We start from the raw sequence: 18111 nt of genomic DNA on the forward strand, positions 1-18111 counted from the left end.
GCATTAACGGTTGCCCGTCCGGTTTCTATATTCTGTAGGCGTTCTCTGCTCCAGCTTCTCGAACTGGGTTACGAAATAATCGGCATTCTTGAATCCGACCTGCTCGGCGATTTCATAGATCCGCAGATCGGTCTGCCGCAGCAGCTTCTTGGCCTCGGTGATACGCAGCTGGAGCAGATAGTCATTGAAGTACATGCCGTAATTCTTCTTGAACACCTGGCCAAGATAGGCTGAGTTCATAAAGAACTGGCCTGCGATCTGCTTGAGGTTCAGGTTCTCATGGAAGTTCCGGTCCACATAGCACTTGATCCGGTACAGCCCGCTGCTGCCGTAGCTCTGGTACAGCTCTTGAATCCGCTCCGCCGCTTCCAGCGCAAAGGCTTCGAACAAGGACCTCAGCTCCGCAAGAGTGATGTTATGATCCGGCCAGTTCATCATCGGGACAAGGCTCGCCAGCTGCTTCTCATCCCCCTCCATGCTTCGTATAGTATGCAGCACACTATGGACGCATTGAATGGCTACGGCCTTCATCGCTTCCCGGGAGACCAGCTTCTCCTGAAATTCTGCGAACAGCTTACCGATCCCGCCCATGATCTCCGTGTGCTTACCCTCCTCAATCGCTTCAATCAGCGCCTGAAACACCCTACTACTGGCATGGATGTAGTTCAGGGACAGACCGGCAATATCAGAGGACAGCAGAATCGGCTGGGCAGGCCGGACATATTTGTACTCCACAGTCTGCTTGGCCGAGGTATACGAATGCTTCAGCTCCTGAAGCGTGCTCACCGGCCTGCCCGCATACGCTTGAACCTGCAAGGGATAACGCTGATAGAGCTTGCTCAGACAATCCTCCAGGAAGCTGCGCAGCTCCCCTTCATGGTTCGCCAGATAATGTTCCGGCACAATGAAGCCGAAGAACCTCCGGTGCTCATAGATAATAGGCGTCTCTGCTGTGAACTGCTGCACCGCCTGCCGGATCGCCTCCTTCAGCTCCGCCTTCCCGGGCATGGACTGCCCGCTCCAGGGGAACACATTGTTCACCTCCAGCAGCACATAGGTGAACTGGCGGGACCCCGCCTCTATCCACTGCTGCTCCCAGGCGTCAAGCACTTCATCCGCCGCTTCCCCCCGGATCAGCGCCTCCACCCGCTTCACTCCCTCATGAATGCTCAGCCGGTCCTGGAGCTGCTTGCGCGCAGTGAATAAATCGCGGAACTTATGAAGCGCTTTCACAATTTCGTGCTCATTAATCGGCTTCAGCACATAGTCCAGCACGCCATACCGGACCGCCTGCTGGGCATACCGGAAATCGTTATATCCGCTGATAATGATAAATTCCGTTCCAAGCTGCTCTGCGGTCACCGCCTCAATCAGCCCGATGCCATCCAGGACCGGCATGCGGATATCGGTGATTACGAGCTGCGGCCGCTTGACCCGGATCAGCTCCAGCGCATCTTCCCCGTTGTCCGCCTCATCCACTATCCGGAATCCACTGCCCTCCCAGTCAATCATTCCGATCAGGCCCTTGCGGACAAACAGCTCATCATCGACAATAATGATCCCGTACACTTCAGCATCCACTCCTCCGGTAAGATCGTGAAACAAAGGGAATCCCCGGCCTAAGTAAACGGTCAAGGATTCCCCGATGATAAGGAATATTATAGAGTTAGGCGGGCCCGTAGTCTAGCCTACGATGACTTCCATGGATACCTGCTTCAGGCCCGGATTCAGGTCCTTCTCCTCGGTAAGATCCAGAACTGGAGCACCATCAATGTCAAAATGCACACGGCGCAGGCCGGAGCTGCGCGGTCCCTCGATTCCCGGTCTGGCGTGGTAGGCGTTCCAGATGACCCCGTCCTCGTCCGTCACATAGGAATTATGACCCGGCCCGTATTCTCCCGGCACGCTTCTGGAGGTCAGCAGCGGATAATTGCCCTTGGTCCAGCTCTTGATATCCAGCAAATCTGCCCCCTTGTCTGCGGTCAGCAGACCGACCACATAAGTAGCATCCACCGCTGCACTGGCAAAAGTCACGTACAGCTTATCATCGGTATACAGAGCAAACGGACCTTCATCCACGAACGTATGGTTATTGGCCCAGCCGTAATCTGGCCGGGTCAACAGCACCGGATCACTCGTCAGCCTCCACGGCTCCTGCGGGTCAATCGTGGCGATATAGACCCAGGCTCCAAGATCCACAGGGAGGAATTGGCGCTCCGACCATGCCGCATAGAGCTTACCATTCCAGCGGATGACGGTCATATCCAGCGAGATTGTTTTGCCTGCTTCGCACAGATAGCTGCCGTCCTTCTTCACTACCCGGCGGGGCCTGGACCAGTCCGCAGCATTCATGGGATTCCCGCCGGGGCTCAGCTTCATCACATGCGACTCTTCGTGGAAGAATTCCCCTGGCGTTGCGGCATGGAAAATATACAGCTCGTCTTCAATGATATGGAGTTCCGGTGCCCACAGCAGGCCGCCAATCTCTTCGTACGTGGAGGAATCGAGGATCAGGGCTTCCTCGGCTGTCACCAGCCCAGGAATCGTATCGGCTTCCCTCATATACAACGTATGTTCCTTATCCGCATCATTAGTCGCAATGAAATAATATTTCCCCCTCCACTCTGCAATGCAAGGGTCCGCACGGTTAAGTGCAATCGGGAATGGAAAATGATCCTGATGGATCTCACCGGAGATGCTGTAGGTTCCGGCCTTGTCCCAGTTGATGGCATCCGTGTTCCAATGGACTTTTTTGGCAGCCTGCGTTCCATCACTATATAGGGCCGTTGCCCGAACCGCCTTCACATCCTCCACCGATGCCGCATTTACACGGTCCGGTACTACGACAGCAATGTTCTCTGGTACCGTAAGCTTACAGAAGAGTCTGCGGGCTATCTCGGGGGAGACAGCGATCCTATTACGCGGCTGGATTCCCTCGATATCAGTCTGTACCGCTTCCAGCGTGAACGGCTCCGTCTCCACCGGTGCTGAGACATTCGTAAGGCTCATGATGTCGGCAGTGAAATTCTCATAGCCCTGACCCTGCCCGTCTATCCATTGGATCAGGTAACCGTTCCGCTTCTGGTCGTAGGTGCAGGAGACATCGCTTACATGAGTATCCGCCTTAAGCTCCAGCAGTCCAATCTCACTGTATTGCAGCAGATCGGGAGAGGAGAACAGCAATACCTTGCCCTTGCTTTGTTCATCTGCTTCCCCGTCAGCCTCGGTGCGCACGGCAAGGACGCCGAAATTCCCGTCTGCCAAGTAAAAGAGATACGGCTGCTTCAGGCTTTTGGCCCGGAGCGTCCCATCCTCATTCTCCGTCGCCTTGGCGAACAGGACACCTGAGTTATGATTCAATGCCTGATACTGGCCCCTCTCCGTCTTGTAAGCCAGGTGCATACTGTAAGCCAGCTTCGATGCATACACGATATCCTCCTGCGGCAGTCTTGTATAGCAAAGGATATCTTTCCGATCCTCGTTTTGTTGTGGTATCATGGATTCATAACCTTCCTTCATATTGATAATTACTAATAACAATAATCACGCACTGTTCGGTTAACCTTAGAATTCACTCTTATATCCACTACAAATTATAGAGATTCACCGAAATTCTAACAATGATATTTACTGACCATTAATTGATCTATCCGCAGAAAGGAGAAGCCCATGCCCACAATTCATTACGTGGAATACGATGCCGCACATCCGGCCAATTTCGTCTACAGTATCCCCGAAGGACTGGACGCCTGGCTTCTTGTCCTGACCCAGACTCCAGCGGTGTTCGAAGTGGACGGTGAATTGAAGGAATTTCCCGCTCACTCTGTCGCTCTGTATCCTCCAGGGCACAACATCTATTACCGCGCCTGCTCCCGGAGGTATGTCAACGACTGGGTCCGTTTCGATGCGGATGAATCGTATATCACCGAAAGCGTCCTGCCGCTGGGCAGCCCGTTCTCCCTGCCCGACCCCGGGTATTGCCATCAGCTGTTCCAGCTGCTGTCGCTGGAGAACTCGTTCCAGAACGATTACCGGGAGTTGTCCATTGACTACCTGTTCCGCCTCTTGTTCAACAAGCTGTCCGAAGCGTCCCAGGACAAGCTGACGCCGCAGTATTATAATCTGCTGGAGCTGCGCAAGACGCTGTACAGCAATCCGGGCCACCCTTGGACTGTATCCTCGATGGCCGGGTATCTGCACATCAGCACCGGCTACCTCCAGACCATCTACAAATCCGCCTTCGGCATCTCCTGCATGGAGGATGTCATCCAATGCCGGATTCGGCTGGCCAAGGAGAAGCTGGGCTTCGGCCAGCATAAAATCGCCGAGATCGCCGCCCTCTGCGGCTACGCCAATGTCGAGCATTTCTGCCGCCAGTTCCGCCAACTGACCGGCTTCTCCCCCCGCGCCTACCGGGAGCGGTTGGCTTCCAAGCAACATTAATAATTATATAAATTGAACTAATGGTTTTTATGTTTTGGGATTGCCGTGACTCCAGAGAAGTTTTGGACTTCCGGCCGCTGTTGTATTTGAATTTCCTGATTAGAACCGCTCTTAGCGGTAGAAATCCAAATACAAAGGCGGTCGCTACCGCTCCTCCAGTTCCAAAATTCCCCTCCGCCACTTTTCCCTTAACTTAAGTTTTTAGTTCAATCTATATAGTTGGAAAAAAGTATCTTAATTGTGATCATTCGCAGCATCTGAAGGAAATAGTTGGATAAACGTCATTTAAATTCAAGGATTCCCTCCACTTTGAATGTTCCGCTTCAGATTAAGTGCTGTTTTTCCATCTGCTCTCTGGCTAGCGCTCATACGTTCCTTTATAAGTGGAGGATTTCCAACTAATTCTAGTTAAAGGCATGGCAAAACCCTTGCCAAGGCTGTATAGGACTTCTTTAGCCGTTATGGCACTCTACTTCGCGCTATGCACCTTCAGACCAGCTCAATGTGTTCGGTTTTTCGCTTACATTCGGCCCACATAACAGAGCAGCGACCCTCCACTATCAGGAGAATCGCTGCTCTATTTAACTATTTTCTGCCTTACTCCTCCGCCCCGCCAAGCAGCGGCAGCACGGCACCGTCCCGCACAAATAGCGGAATCTGCGTAAGCGGCGCATCGACCATAATAGCCTGTCCGCCAGCATAGGCAGTGCCGGTATAGACATGAGTCCACTCTGAGCCGGACGGCAGGTACACCTTACGCGCCCGTTCACCCTCGCCCAGCACCGGGGCGACCAGCAGATCGGGACCGAACATATACTGGTCCTCGATATCCCAGGCCGCCGGGTCCTGAGGGAAATCATAGAACAATGGACGCATAGGCGGTGTGCCCTTCTCATGTGCCGCCTGCATCAGCCCGCGGATATACGGCTTCAGCCGCTCCCGCATCTGCATGAACTCCTTGAAAATGACATACGCCTCATCCCCGTAGCTCCACACTTCATTATCCGAGCCGCTTCCGCATACGCCCCCGCCCCGTGTTCCGGTGGGCTGAACAAAAGGTGAACGGTCCCCGTGCAGCCTGAATACCGGAGAGAATGCGCCGTACTGGAACCAGCGGACCATCAGCTCCCGGAAGGAGGCATCTGCCGGATTGCCCCCGTGGAAGCCGCCGATGTCGGTGGTCCACCATGGAATCCCGGCCACGGCCATATTCAGTCCGGCCCGCACCTGAATGCTGAGCACCTTGAAGCTGGAGTGAATATCTCCGGACCATACGAGCGCCCCGTAGCGCTGACTGCCCGCCCAGGCAGTACGGACCAGATTGATGATATTCTCCTGGCCTTCAGCCGCCATGCCGTCATAGAAGGTCTGGCTGTATTTCATCGGATAGATATTGCCGATCTGCTTACTGGAGCCGATATGATAACGGTAGATATCATGGTCGTAGACCGTCAGCTCCGGCTCCGCCTCATCGAGCCAGAAGACCTTGATCCCTTTATCATAATAATTCTGCTTAATCAGTCCCCACAGGAACTTGCGGGCCTCCGGATTCGTTGCATCGAAGATCGCATTCTGGCCGAGAAACTGGAATTGCGTCCGCACCCCGCGGTCCGAGCGCAACAGGTACCCTTTTTCCAGCATCTCCTTATAATTCTCGCTCTCCGTCTGGACCGTCGGCCAGACCGAGACCATTAGCTCAATGCCCAGCTCCTGCAGCTCCTGCACCATCGCCTCAGGATCGGGCCAATATTCCGGGTCAAACCGCCAGTCCCCCTGATTCGTCCAGTGGAAGAAATCAATGACGATGACGTCGATCGGCAGACCCCGCCGTTTATGCTCCCTCGCTACCTCCAGCAGTTCCTCCTGCGTACGGTAGCGGAGCTTGCATTGCCAGAACCCCATGCCATACTCCGGCATCATCGGCACGGTTCCCGTAGCCTTGGCATATGCCTCCTCGATCTCGGCAGGCGAGTCACCGGCGGTGATCCAATAATCCAGCTGCTTGGTAGACGGGGCTGTCCATTCGGTCACATTCAGGCTGAAATGCGCCTGTCCGATCGCCGGATTATGCCACAGGAACCCGTAACCGGCGCTGGACAGCACGAACGGAATGCTAATCTGGCTGTTGCGGTGGGTCAGCTCCAGCGAGCAGCCCTTCAGGTTCAGGAAGGAGTGCTGATACTGCCCCATGCCATACAGCTTCTCTAGCGGGTCCGCCTCCAGCCGGAGCTTCACGGAGAAGTCACTGCTGCCGGGGATGGCGCTTAGCTCTCTGCCCCCGTATTTCAACTGATAGGTATCCTCCGTCTCGTTAAGAAGCAGCTTGCCATGCTGGTTATAGAAGAAGATCTGTCCCTTATCTGTTATTTCCGCCCGGATATTCCCGTTCACAATGCTCGCGCGCTCTTGGGTAATCGATATATGACTCAGCGTCTGCACAGCAGGCAGGAGTGCCCACTGCTCATCGGTAATCTCCGCATACGAAGCCCGGATACGCAGCGAATGCTCTCCCCAAGGCTCTATCCAGACTCTCTCATGGTCATATTCTCTGATTAGTCTGCCATTCTCTTCACGAAACATAGCGCGATCCCTCCAACAGTTCTATAATAAGGTTGCAACCACATTATAAAGAGTGCAAAGCCGCTATACTATACATAAAAGTACGCATCTATCATACGATATTACGATTGTGTGGAGGGAATAAGATGAGTGGAGCGTTCGAGGACAAGCCGTATCCATGGAAAAAAGAGCACACGGAAATTCCCGAGGGCCTGTTTCCCATCAATGTATTTCATATCTGCTTTCCGGACCGCAGTATTATTCCGCCTCACTGGCATGACCATCTCGAATGGATTCTCGTGACCAAGGGCCGCTTCCGCGTCCAGGTCGGCCCCCACTCCAGAGAGCTGGTGCAGGGTGAACTCGCCTTCGTCAGCCGTCCGCAGATTCATGCGGCCTACCCGACAGAGGATGGCAGTGAGCTGTATGCGGTTGTCTACAACGAAGCGCTGCTGAACGGTATACGGGACCTGACTGAGCTTCAGCATATCCGGCCGCTCCTCTCCGGTGAGATCCGGCTGCCCGCCTTCTATGGGGCGGACCAGCCGGTTACCCGCCAGATCAGAGGATGCATTGAACAGATTATTTACAGCTACCAGAGCAAGAGCCCCGGGTATGAATTATGTATCAAAGGCGGCCTGTTCTCTTCCCTGGGTCTAGCTTATCCCCTGGCAGAGTTCACAGCACCGCCTTCCAAAAGAGACCGGCAGGAGACGGGCATCCAGCCCCTGCTGATTCACCTTAGCAACCATTTCCATGAACCGCTGACTGTGGAGGAGGCCGCACGGATCTGCTGTGTGACCCCCAACTACTTTTGTCATCTGTTCAAAAAGAATACCGGCAAGACCTTAATCGAATATGTGAACATGCTGCGGGTGCATGAGGCCAGCCGCCTGCTCCAGCTTCGCCGGCATTCGATTCAGGAGGTGGCCTTCCGGGTCGGATTCACGGGCCTGACGTATTTCGGAAGAATATTCAAACAGCATACATCGATGACACCCAGCGAATATGCTTCCCATTTCCAGACCCGGGCTTAATCCTCTCTGTGATAACGGAAATAATCGAAATCGGCATAGCCGCCGGATGAGACGGTTGCATAATTGAACAAGCCAATCCGGTAGCCCATGAAATGATCCAGCGTATATTTCATATGCAGAGTCCCGCCAATAGGCTTCCAGGCCGCCCCATCTGCCGAATAGAAGAAATGGGCCTGGTCCACGCTGTCCTCGAAATTGAAGTCGATTCTGAGATATAGCCTGCTGCCGGTGAAGGGAATACTTTCCACCTCCTGCGGGCAGCCGTCACCGCTGTTGACACACATACTCAGGTTGAACCCGCCCTGTTCCAAAGCGGCAGCCTCAACCGTCCCATACCCGTTCTGCAGGGCAACCATCCCTGCCCTGTCGCCGGTCTGCATCCCTGAGAGATCCAGCAGGGTCTCCGCGCTGCACGCCGGACCCTCCGTCCGCTGGGTCAGCGTATTGCGCGCCCGCAGGATGCTGTCTGCTGTACGTCCGGCGCGCAGCCGCAGATAACCCGGCCGCTCGGTGAGCGACCATAGACCGTTGTCAGGATTATGGTTCCACTGCCAGTTCAGCGCCAGCCGGTCGCTGGTATAATCGAACTCATCGCTGATCACCAGCGGCTTCGGCTCACCCGCAGGAAGCTTCGTCTGGAACATTTTAGGTGCTGCACCATTCTCCCCGATTACCGGCCAATCCTGCTCCCAGCTTACGGGAAGAACGCAGGGAATCCGTCCGACAGCCCCATGATCCTGGAACAGCACCGCGTACCAGTCGCCATCCGGCGTATCGACAATGCCGCCTTGCGCGATCCCGTTGTTGAAATACCCCAGATCGTCATCCAGCACAACCTTCCACTCGTAAGGACCGAGCAGTTCACGGGAACGGTAGCATAGCTGGCGTCTGCGCTGATTGCCGGTTCTCGGCCATTCGATGAAGAACAGATAATAATAACCGTTCCGCTTATGCGCATGACAGCCTTCAATCCGCAGACCGATGTCTTCCCGCTCGCCCTCCAGCAGCAGCTGATCGGCTCCGCCGGGCTTCAGCGCACTCAGATCCTCCGTCAACTCCTTGATGCGGATGTCCCCGTTGCCATAGATTACATAATTGCGGTTATCTTCATCCAGCAGCAGAGCCGGGTCATGATGGAGTCCGGGAATAACCGAACGCTCCCAGGGTCCATGCTCAATATCTGTAGTCTGGTAGATATAGAACCGGTCCGTGTCATTGGAGGAGAAGCATACGTAGTAGATTCCGTTCTTGCACCGCAGCGAGGCAGCCCAGGAACCGCCGCCGTAAATGCCTTCGCCGTCCTCCAGCCTGAAGGCCGGAGTGTCCTCGAAGGTATCAAAGACGTAACTGACAATCTCCCAGTCCTTCAGATTCACCGATTTCATAATCGGGCAGCCCGGCATGGAGTGCATGCTGGTGCTGACCATATAGAACACAGGGCCGACCCGGATGACATCCACATCCGGGACATCTGCCCATATCACTGGATTGGTAATTCTGGCTGTATTCAATGTTCTGCCCCCTTTAAGTTAGTGTTCTTGTGCAGTGAACTGCCAAGCGGCCAGCTTGAACAGGCTCTTATCGCTCTCTCCTGTGAACACCAGATAGAGGTTGTGAACTCCCTCTGCTCCCTGGACCTCTGTCTTCAATTCTACCCATTCCTGCGAGCCGTCCGCCGCCGGAACCGTCAGTCTGCCGATAACCGGACCCGCTGGCTCATCCAAATGCAGCTCCAGCACGCCGCCCGCTTCCAGGCTCAGGACCGAGACTTGGAACGACTCAGCTCCGCTGCCGAAGTCTACCCCGGAAAGTCCGATCCAGCCGCCCTGCTCCACATCCGTGACCGCCTGAACTCCGCCCTTGGCCAGGTATTCTGTCTTCACCCCTGCGCTCCAGCCCATCGTTGCCGCCGAAATCCGTTCATACGGATTCAACGTTGCAAGCTGCTGCACACCTTCGTAATCCGCATGAATCTCGGGAATGGACCCGTCCTCATGATGAGTCAGGCGGTTAAGATGGGTGGAGCGGTAGCCGTTCGCAATCCCTTGGGCCTTGGACAAGGTCTGGGCGTGATAAGCTATATACCAGCTGTCATGGAACTGGAAGACCGCATGATGGTTATTCCCGGATACGCCGAAGAAATGTCCCGGATTCTTCAGGATCGTCCCCTGATAAGTCCATGGACCCATTGGGCTGCTGCTCGTCATATACGCGATCTCTCCCGCAGGAGGGCTGCCTTCCGGCCGTTCCCCGTCATAAAAGTTCGAGCAGTAGGTATAATAGTAGACTCCATTCCACTTATGGATTCCGGCATCCTCGAACATGAACGGGGCCGGAATCACTGCCGCTGTACCCGCCACACTGGTCATGTCCTCACCCAGCGGCATTACCCGTGCTGTGCCCGGCTCGGCGAACTGTCCTTCCGGAACGCCGCCTCCGAAGTAGATATACCCCTTGCCGTCGTCGTCCAACAGCACTGCCGGGTCGAACAGCCAGGTCACATCCTCTACCCCAGGAGTGGAGCGCAGAATCAGTGCCTCCCCGATCGGGTCCACCCATGGACCCACCGGACTGTCACTCGACAGAACGCCGATGCCGCTGGCATTATTGGCGAAGTAGAGGAAGAACTTGTCCTTACCGTCAATTACGGTATGAAGTGCTGCCGGTGCCCAGGACTGGGTTGCCCATTTCGCTGCACCCTCCGGTCCGGCTACAGCTATCGGACCATGATCGGTCCAGTTCACCAGGTCAGCGGACGAGATTACGGTAATCGTATTAATGCTGCTGTAGGAGTTCTCCTTCACCACACCGTTCTCATCATACTCCAGCGCATCATTGGTCATGTACAGATAGACTCTGTCCCCGAATACCAGGGCATAAGGATCGGCTCCGTATCTGTGTGCCACCAGCGGATTGCCATTTGGCTGTACCTTGCCGGCAGCCTGCTTCAATTGAGTTGTCATTGGATTCCCTCCAGAAATGATATGGTGTCCAGCTTGGGACGAATATTAAGATTGCGAAGCCGCCAGCTCGGCCAGCCGGGCGAATGAAGCCTTCGGCTGCTTCTGCTCATCGAACAGGAACGGCCAGTTCTTGCGTCCCCGGACGGGGAAGCCGTCCAGCCAGGTGTAGTCATCGGCCACGCCCCAGAAGGTCACCGAGTCAATGGAGTCTCTGAATTCCAGCAAAAGGGCGAAGATCTCGGCATAACGCTCCTCCTGAAGCTTCAGCATTTCAGCTGTTGGCGCTTTCAAATCCGTGCGCTTGTCGTCATGACGGAACACGGAGAGGTCCAGCTCCGTAATATGGATCTTAAGCCCCAGCGACGCGTAGAGCTTAAGAGCACTACGGATTTCCTCAATGGAAGGGCCGTAGATATTCCAATGTCCCTGCATTCCGATCCCGTGAATCGGCGTATTCTGATCCAGCAGGCTGCGCACGAGCTTGTAGATTTTGCCGCTTTTGACAGGATCGGTCTCATTATAGTCGTTGTAGAACAACAGCGCATCAGGATCTGCCTGATGTGCCATTTCAAAGGCCTGACGGAGATAATCCTCGCCGATGATCTCAAGCCACCGCGTATCCCGCAGATACTGGTCTGTTTTATCCTCAATCGCTTCATTCACTACATCCCAGGCATAGGCCCGTCCCCGGTAACGGCCCACTACCGTGTTAATGTGGGTCTGCAGGCGGGCAAGCAGCTGCTCTCTGCTGCAGGCTCCGCCTTCCGCTTCCTTGAACATCCAGTCTCCGGTCTGGTTATGCCACAGAAGCGTATGCCCCCGGACGCCGATTCCATGTGCCTCTGCGAATTCAAAGATACGGTCCGCAGCATCGAAGGTATAGCTCCCTTCCTCCGGCTGAACCTCTACCGGCTTCATTTCATTCTCGGCTGTAATGCTGTTGTAATGCTTGGCAATGAATGAACCCTGAGCAGATATAATGCCGGTACTGACGGCAGCCCCTATCTTGAAGGCCTCCCGGAACATCTCATGTAATGCAGGAATTTCGCTGCTGGCTTGCTTCATCTTTTCTAACCTCCATTGAATAGCAATTTTTGGACAGCTATCTCTATCATAACGTATTTGAATGCGTTTACCATCACCATAGTAAAGACTTGGACCCTAATAAATAAATGGATACCCTAGCCTTGTTCAGATTGGGCCTGTGCCCGGAACTGAACGGGCTTCAGCGCCGTCCGTTTCTCGAACTCTCTTAAGAAATGGTGATAGTGTACGTAACCGATGCTCTCCACAATGCTTCTGACCGTGTCCTGAGTGTCGATCAGCCGCTTCTTGGCTGCTTCGATCCGCAAATTATGAATGTACTCCAGAATGCTGATGCCGTGCTTTTTGATGAAGGCCTGGCCCAGATACACCGGATTGATATAGAAATGCTCTGCAATCTCTTTCACCGTCAGATGCTCCGGATAATGATCCCGCAGGAAGCATTCCACGCGGGTCAGCGGGTGCTCGGAGTTACGCTCCTTGTGCTGGCGGATATAGTTCATACTGGTGGAGAGCGCTGTCTCCAGGGTGACCTGCAGAGCTTCCAGGGACCTCGGCTCGGTTCTGAAAAAATCAAGCGTGCCGATCCACTGATCGTCCGCGCCTCCAAATTCCTTTAGCAGCTCCATGCTCCGCAGCATGATATCCATACCCGTCATCTGGACGACTCCCGGATCTGTCCGATTCTCCTTGAACCCGCGGAACAATTCGCCCAGCTTCTCCGCTGCCTTATGCTCATGCAGCCGCTCCACTGCGCTGATGATCTCCTCAATCAGCTCTGCGGAAGGCAGCGTGTAATTAACCTGGCCCTCGGCTTCACTGGCCGAATCCACCGGACCGCACCCGTCCGAATAGAAGTAGTGGCGGGCCGCAGCGTCTGCCGCTTCGCGGTAGGAGACCGGCAGCTCGCGGAGGGACCGCACACTTGGCCCGATGCTGACCGAGCCCTTTACTCCGCTGCGGGTCAGCCCGGCGTATAGCTGCTCCGCCAGCCCTGCCGCCGCCCCCGAGCTCTCCACGACCAGCCCGGCCTGATCCCCGGGCAGATCAATGAGCATCGCACCGGCCGGTCCGGCAAGCTCCCGGCACAGCTCCGTAATCCGGCTGCTATTGCCCTCCACATGCACATACGTCCACCCAGTGGCCGCCTCATCCAGGCGGTCCATCTGCTCAGCAGCTTCCTCATCCGGCTCTGCCCAGTGTCCCTCAAGCATGCGCGCAATGGCAAGCGGCAGCAGACGGCTGGACAGCATACTCTGCTGCATGGTCTGCTTAAGGCGCAGCTCCAGCTCATCCGTAATGTCCGTAAGCACCTTATCCCATTCCGCATCCATAACCGGCTTCAGCAGGTAATGCCTCACCCCGTAACGGATGGCTGTTCTGGCATATTCAAATTCGCCGTAGCCGCTGAGCACAATGAAGACCGGCTGCTCCATATCAAGGCTGCGTACGCGCCGGATCAGCTCAAGCCCGTCAATCTCGGGCATGCGGATATCCGTAATCACAAGATCCGGCGAGCTGCGGATAACGGCAGCCAGTGCTTCCTCCCCGTTCTCACAGGCGCCGCATACCTCGAAGCCCAGTTCCTCCCAGTCGGTCAGCGTCCGCAGCCCCTCTAAGGCAATGGTCTCATCATCTGCGAGCACTACTTTATACATGAGCTCCCTCCCCCATCGGAACCAGACTCAAATCCTCGGGAATCTGGATAGTAATGACCGTACGTTCGTATTCGGTGCTCTCAATACTGAATTCGGCTCTGCCGTTATAGTACAGCATGAGGCGTTTATACACATTGCGGAGGCCAACATTCTGTCCCGTATCCTCTTCTGTCTCCAGATGGGACTTGATCCATTCCAGCTTCTCCTTCTCGATTCCTTTGCCATTATCAGTCACCACAATCAGCAGACCTGTCTCATTCCGTGAAGCGGACACGTGAATTTCCCTTGCCCATTTGACCGATTGCAGGCCATGCTTGCAGGAATTCTCCACCAGAGCCTGTATACTCATCTTGGGAATGCGGCAGTTCAGCACCTCAGGCGCAATATCCAGCACATAAGAGAAGCGGTTCTGGAAGCGGAACTTCTCAATCTGCAGATACATCTCGATGAAGGATACCTCCTCCTCCACCGTAATCAGATCATCCTTCCAGCTCAGCAGCCTGCGCATAATCAGGGCCAGATTCCTAATGACATCGGTAACCTGCTCATATTTATACTTCTTACAGATGACCAGGATCGCATTCAGCGTATTAAAAAGGAAATGAGGGTCTACCTGACTCTCCAGATATTTCAGCTCCGCCCGCACCCGTTCCAGCTCCAGATCCTTCTTCTGGATCTCCAGCTTGTAGACATCATTGATCAGATTGCGGATTTTGCCGGTCATCAGATTGAAGCTGCGGATCAGACCGCCGATCTCATCCTTCCCCTCATACATATCAATGCTCTCGAATTGTTCATATTTGACCAGCTTCATATGCTTGTAGAGCAGCCGTACCCGCAGATTGTAGGAGCGTATAATCACGATCATGAGCAGAGTGGGAAGGATGATCGTCAGCAGAACCAGAATCAGCGAGTTCCTGAGCGCACGGTCCATCTCATGGCTGATCTTACGCCCTTCCGGCGTTCCGACCAGCCGCCAGCCCTTGGTATAGGCCGCACTGCTAAGCGCCCGGACAATCTGCTTGGAAGGCTGGTCAAGACTGGTGTCCACATTCAGCAAGGCACTCGCATCCAGCGAGGAGAAGGAACGGTTCGAGTCCAGCACAACCCGGTTCTTCTCGTCCAGCAGCTTGAAATCCAGATAGTCACGTTCCTTCTGGAACAGCTCCTGTACATTGTTCAGCCGCAGATCAATCCTCAGATATTTCGTGTAGGGCTGGCCCGTGAAGTTATCCAGCTTGCGGATCAGGCTGACCAGCACCTCCTGCTGCGGCGGATTCAGCGGGTCGGTTCCCTGATAAGAAGTGAGCAGCACCTTACCTGTGCTGCTTGAGATTTTGCGGTACCATTCACTCTGCTTATCCGCGTACGACAGAATGAAGTAGCTGTTGCCGTTCTGGATGGTCGGATTAGAGGTGTATATGCCCATCCACGAAATATAGGAGTGGAGCGTGCTGTACTGCCGCAGCTTATCCTTCAGAGAATCATTATAGGCATCATAATAAGCCTCATTATCCGGGTAGGCGTAATCCATCATCTCCATGTAAGGCCGGTCCGCAGCCACCGTATTGCTGATCGCCAAGCATTCGTTCACGATCTGCATCAGGTCATAGGCCACCCGGTCTACCGAAATCTCCAGATTCTCCCTCTCCCGTGCCTCCACATTACGGCTGATCTGCACATAAAAGAGGGCATTGATGCTAAGTATGGGGACGAGCACACACAGTAAGTAGATAAACAAAAACTTGTATTTAAGCGGAATATCATTGATGAAGGCAGATGGCTTCCGGTTATTCTTCATGCACGCCCCCTCCTTCCTCATGAATTAACTCCTCTTGTACACGGAAGGTGTAACTCCGTTAAGCGCCTTGAACTTGGCGGCGAACACATCGGCGTCTGAATAGCCCACTCTGCTTGAAATATCGGAAATACCCATATCGGTCCGGCGCAGCAGCTTCTTCGCCTCTTCAATGCGGAATTCATGGAGATAATCGTTAAAGGAGCTGCCGTAATATTTCTTGAACCGTTGTCCCAGGTAGGCCGAGTTCACATGCAGGTGCCCCGCAATATCCTGCAGCTTCAGCTTCTCCTGATAATGCCCGCGGACATACTCGATCGCTGCGGCCACAATCTGATCCTCCGCCCTGCCGTCCGCAGCCGCTGCGAACCACTCTGCAGCATCACACAGCTCCTCCTCTATCTGACGCTCAAGCAGCGGCAGACAATTGGCCGTATGCCGTGACGGGAACCATTTCTGCACCCACTGCGCATAGTCTCCCCCTCTAGCGGTAATTTCACGTAGCAGCTCAGCTTTGACATTGGCCAGAAAAGCGTCGATCCAGGAGCTGGACGCCACCTCCGCCGAGAAAATCTTGAACACCTCGCCAAGCTGATCCGTGAGATGCTGGGCCTTCCCTTCGGTGACGGATTGCAACAGCGATCGTCTCAGCTCTGCCGGAAGCATGGCCATCTGCGACTTATCCTGCTTCTCGAAGAAGCCGGCGGCCTCGCCCCCCGTGGTATCGTGCCTGCACAGCTCAGCAGCCAGCGCCTCACGGTATGCCGTATTCAAGGCCTCCTTGCCCTGATGCTGGAGACTTGCCGCGAAAAAGACCGGCGTGGTGTACAGCGGCCGCATCTCCTCCATCCACCGGGTAAGCAGTGTCCGGTCGAGCGCCGGCCCTTCCTGCGGTGACACCAGCAGATACCCGTGCTTCCCGCTGCCTGCGGTGAACGGATAGACTGAAATGCTGCGCAGCGGCTCCTTGCCGCTCATGGCGGCGACCTGCTTGCGCATTTGCAGGCTGTCCGGCGCGGCTCCATGGATCAGGACACAGCATAGCCGCGAGGCAGAGCCGATCCCCAGCATATTCAGCCCCTTCTCCCGCTCCTCCTCCGAATTCTCCCGCATCAGGAGCCGGGATACCGTATCCTCCTGCATCAGAGCCGAGAGCGCGTCACGCCGTGAGGATGCCTTGTGTTCTTTAAGAATCTGTTCGGTTACTGTATGCAGCGCCTCCGTCAGCTCCTTTTCATCCAGAGGCTTGGTCAAATAGTTTGAGACTCCGTATTTCAGAGCCCGCTTGGCATACTCAAAGTCAGCATAGCCGCTAAAAATAATAAACTTCGGGCGGCAATCGCCTTCTGAGGCTCTTCGAATGAGCTCAAGGCCATCGATGACCGGCATGCGCACATCGGTGATGACCAGATCAGGACGGGTGCTGTGAATTAGCTGCAGCGCATCCTCCCCGTCCAGCGCCTCGCCGCATACTTCATAGTTGAGTGCCTTCCAGTCCACCAGAAAGCGCAGCCCCTCCAGCATAATCGGCTCATCGTCGGCAAACAGTACCTTAAGCATGGAATCACCATCTTTGTTCTAGTTTTTTTATGATCTGCTGGCTCACCACTGTTGAACAGGAGAAACCGCTTCGGCTGCACCCGAAACGGTTATAGTATACATATTTTTCTTACTATAATACGTATTGACAATTACTCTTTTACGCTACCCAGGTTCAATCCTACCACGAAATACTTCTGCAAGAAAGGGTAGACGAACAGAATCGGAACTGCTGTAACGATCGTAATGGCTGAACGCATGGAGGCTGGCGTAACCAGCGACTGGACCTGATTGTTCTGGCCTCCCGCAAGCATCGACGGATCATTGTTCGCACTCATAATCGAGCCGAGCATCTTCATCATTTCGTATTGCAGCGTGCTGAGCTTGATATCCGAGGAGGCATAGAGGAATGTGTCAAACCAGGAATTCCATGAGCCTACCGCGATGAACAATGCGACGGTTGCCAGGACAGGCGTACAGAGCGGGAAGATGATTTTCCAGAAAATCCTGAATTCACCTGCTCCGTCAATCTTCGCTGATTCGGTAAGGCTGAACGGAAGCCCGCGGATATACGTCCGCATGATAATCAGGTTGAACGCGCTGACCAGACTCGGCAGGATATAGACCATGAAGTTATGCAGCAGGCCCATATTCTTGATCAGGAAGTAGTTCGGAATCAGCCCGGCATTGAAATACATGGTCAGGATGAACAGCAGGCCGATCTTTTTGCGGAAAATATATTGCGGCTGCGCCAGTGCATACGCCAGCATCGTAGTAAGGAAAACACCAAGCACCGTTGAAATAATCGTACGGGATACCGAGATAAATGCTGCATGATAGATCGTTCCTGATATAAAGACCGCCCGGTAATTCTCCAGCGTCCATACACGGGGCCAGAGGTAGATTCCCCCGGTAAGCGTGTCACTGCCGTCATTGAAGGATACCGCCAGCGTCTGGAGGAACGGATAGAGCGTGACAGTAACCACAAAGAGCATAAATATCGTGTTGAATGTATGAAATACAACCGGCTCAATCCGGCTTGAACCTTTGGTCCCGGCTTTCATATGGGC

12 protein-coding genes are annotated in these 18111 nt (G+C 54.5%); 2 read left to right on the forward strand and 10 right to left on the reverse strand.

What is annotated here, in order from left to right; translation table 11 throughout:
* Positions 1-3 precede the first annotated feature (3 nt).
* Both C173_RS11610 and C173_RS11615 read right to left on the reverse strand, forming a co-directional pair.
* Positions 4-1605, reverse strand: coding sequence for a response regulator (locus C173_RS11610; RefSeq protein ID WP_155991399.1), 1602 nt, complete (start codon positions 1603-1605; stop codon positions 4-6).
* Positions 1606-1683: 78 nt separating this feature from the next.
* Positions 1684-3498, reverse strand: a complete 1815-nt coding sequence (locus C173_RS11615; RefSeq protein WP_036724934.1) for a family 43 glycosylhydrolase — start codon at positions 3496-3498, stop codon at positions 1684-1686.
* 171 nt (positions 3499-3669) lie between these two features.
* On the opposite strand from C173_RS11615, the gene C173_RS11620 reads away from it, so the two are divergent.
* Entirely contained in the window at positions 3670-4443 is a 774-nt protein-coding gene (locus tag C173_RS11620) for a helix-turn-helix transcriptional regulator (RefSeq protein ID WP_036724936.1), read from the forward strand.
* A 597-nt stretch (positions 4444-5040) separates the two neighbouring features.
* Here C173_RS11620 and C173_RS11625 read toward each other — a convergent pair.
* Complete coding sequence (locus tag C173_RS11625) at positions 5041-7023, reverse strand: glycoside hydrolase family 31 protein (protein WP_036724937.1); 1983 nt, start codon at positions 7021-7023, stop codon at positions 5041-5043.
* A gap of 125 nt (positions 7024-7148) precedes the next feature.
* On the opposite strand from C173_RS11625, the gene C173_RS11630 reads away from it, so the two are divergent.
* Positions 7149-8039: a helix-turn-helix transcriptional regulator gene (locus C173_RS11630; protein WP_036724938.1), complete on the forward strand. Its 891-nt coding sequence runs from the start codon at positions 7149-7151 to the stop codon at positions 8037-8039.
* Here the strand turns inward: C173_RS11630 and C173_RS11635 are convergent.
* The 7 genes from C173_RS11635 to C173_RS11665 all read right to left on the reverse strand — a co-directional run bounded on the left by C173_RS11635 (position 8036) and on the right by C173_RS11665 (position 18105).
* A complete protein-coding gene (locus tag C173_RS11635; RefSeq protein ID WP_036724939.1) occupies positions 8036-9550 on the reverse strand; it encodes a glycoside hydrolase family 43 protein in 1515 nt (504 codons plus the stop codon). The two genes, C173_RS11630 and C173_RS11635, sit on opposite strands and share 4 nt — an antisense overlap.
* Before the next feature lie 18 nt (positions 9551-9568).
* On the reverse strand, positions 9569-11002 hold the full coding sequence (locus C173_RS11640) for a glycoside hydrolase family 43 protein (RefSeq protein ID WP_036724940.1): 1434 nt from the start codon (positions 11000-11002) through the stop codon (positions 9569-9571).
* Positions 11003-11047: 45 nt separating this feature from the next.
* Complete coding sequence (locus C173_RS11645) at positions 11048-12067, reverse strand: endo-1,4-beta-xylanase (RefSeq protein WP_036724941.1); 1020 nt, start codon at positions 12065-12067, stop codon at positions 11048-11050.
* Between the two features lie 116 nt (positions 12068-12183).
* On the reverse strand, positions 12184-13704 hold the full coding sequence (locus tag C173_RS32840; RefSeq protein WP_051477983.1) for a response regulator: 1521 nt from the start codon (positions 13702-13704) through the stop codon (positions 12184-12186).
* Positions 13697-15505: a sensor histidine kinase gene (locus C173_RS11655; protein ID WP_036724942.1), complete on the reverse strand. Its 1809-nt coding sequence runs from the start codon at positions 15503-15505 to the stop codon at positions 13697-13699. Before C173_RS11655 ends, C173_RS32840 begins: the two co-directional genes overlap by 8 nt.
* A gap of 24 nt (positions 15506-15529) precedes the next feature.
* Positions 15530-17062, reverse strand: coding sequence for a response regulator transcription factor (locus C173_RS11660; protein ID WP_036724943.1), 1533 nt, complete (start codon positions 17060-17062; stop codon positions 15530-15532).
* Positions 17063-17193: 131 nt separating this feature from the next.
* Positions 17194-18105, reverse strand: coding sequence for a carbohydrate ABC transporter permease (locus tag C173_RS11665; protein WP_036724944.1), 912 nt, complete (start codon positions 18103-18105; stop codon positions 17194-17196).
* Positions 18106-18111 lie beyond the last annotated feature (6 nt).

The sequence above is a fragment of the Paenibacillus sp. FSL R7-277 genome (assembly GCF_000517965.1).
GTDB classification, from domain to species: domain Bacteria; phylum Bacillota; class Bacilli; order Paenibacillales; family Paenibacillaceae; genus Paenibacillus_AQ; species Paenibacillus_AQ silagei.